2 protein-coding genes are annotated in these 1,336 nt (G+C 72.8%); both read right to left on the bottom strand.

Annotated features, from left to right (window positions below):
- On the bottom strand, nucleotides 1–819 hold an 819-nt coding region (locus AOK24_RS39755; protein WP_055724785.1), incomplete at its 3' end, for an SDR family oxidoreductase.
- Nucleotides 819–1,336 (bottom strand): beta-ketoacyl-[acyl-carrier-protein] synthase family protein (locus AOK24_RS39750; protein ID WP_478078785.1); only part of this gene is annotated, 518 nt, incomplete at its 5' end. The genes AOK24_RS39755 and AOK24_RS39750, both read right to left, overlap by 1 nt.

The following is a 1,336-nucleotide window of genomic DNA, read 5'->3' as shown; positions in this document are numbered from 1 at the left end:
GGTGAAGAGGGCGGTGAGGAGGGCGCCCGTTGGTGGGGGCGTGGGGTTCGTCAGGTGGTGGATGCCGGTCGCGCCCAGGTCGCTCAACTCGTGGGCCTCGGCCACCACATGGTCGACGGGGACGATGTCGAAGGGCTCGTCGGGGAGCGCCCGGACACGGGGGCGGACCGTGGGCGGCACCGCCCGGTAGTACGCCGCGATGAGCTGCTGGATCTTGTACGCCCCGCTCGGCGTCCCGGGGTACGCCAGGGTTTCGCTGTGCCCCACGACCACCGACGGCCGCAGCACCCGTACGGGCATGTCCCGCACCTCCAGCAGCATCCGCTCAGCGGCGATCTTGCTCAACTCGTACGGCGTCCGCGCGGTCGAGGGCGACGCCGGGACCTCCCCGATCGCGCCGGTCGCCGTGCCCGCGACGTACGCCGTACTCAGGTAGTTGAACCCGACGGCGTCCACCGCACGCGCCAACTCCAGCATCCGGCGCGTGCCGTGGACGTTGGTGCGGAACGTCGTGCGCCAGGTGGAGCGGCGGAAGTGGAGGACGGCGGCGGAGTGCCAGACCTCGACGCGGGCCGCCGTCCGCAGCGGGAACGGCGTCGCGAGGTCGCCCTCCACGATCCGAGTACGTCTCAACGCCCCTGCCAGGACGCCGGGTTGGACGGCGTACGCCGACGCCGCGCGTCTCAGCGTGTCGTGCAGACGCGCCCCCGGCGCCCGGACCAGGCACACGAACTCGTCGTCCGTGTGCTCCGCCAGCCGCAGCAGAAGTGCCGCGCCGATCAAGCCGGTCGATCCGGTGATGAGGTGGGTCGTGGACATCAGTGTTCCCAAGTACGCAGAACCAAGGCCGTGTTGTGCCCCCCGAAACCGAAGGAGTGGCTGACGGCGACCGCCGGGGCGGCGGTGCGGGCGGCGGTGACGAGGTCGAGTCCGGCCGCGTCGGGCGTCAACAGCCCGGCGATCGGGGGGACTTGGCCGTACGACAGGGTCAGTGCCGTGAGTGCCGCCTCCACCGCCCCCGCAGCGCCCAGCAGATGGCCCAGCGCCCCCTTCGCGGAGGTCACGGACGGCCCGTGCGGAAAGCAGCGGGCGATCAGCGCGGCCTCCGCCTTGTCGTTCAACGGGGTCGACGTGCCATGGGAGTTGACGTGATCCACCTCGGCGGCGCCCACTCCGGCCGCCGCCAACGCCCCACGCACCGCCCGCTCAGCACCCCTCCCCGCCGGGTCCGGCGCCACGGCATGATGCGCGTCGCCACTCGCCCCGTACCCGGCGAGGACCGCATACCCCCGCCGCCCCCGCCGCCGAGCGTCAACTCCCCGCTCCAGCACGAGAA

It is taken from the genome of Streptomyces niveiscabiei, from assembly GCF_001419795.1.
In the GTDB taxonomy this organism is placed as follows: Bacteria; Actinomycetota; Actinomycetes; order Streptomycetales; family Streptomycetaceae; genus Streptomyces; species Streptomyces niveiscabiei.
Note: the sequence above shows the minus strand (reverse complement) of the source record. Positions and strands in the feature narration are given on the sequence as shown.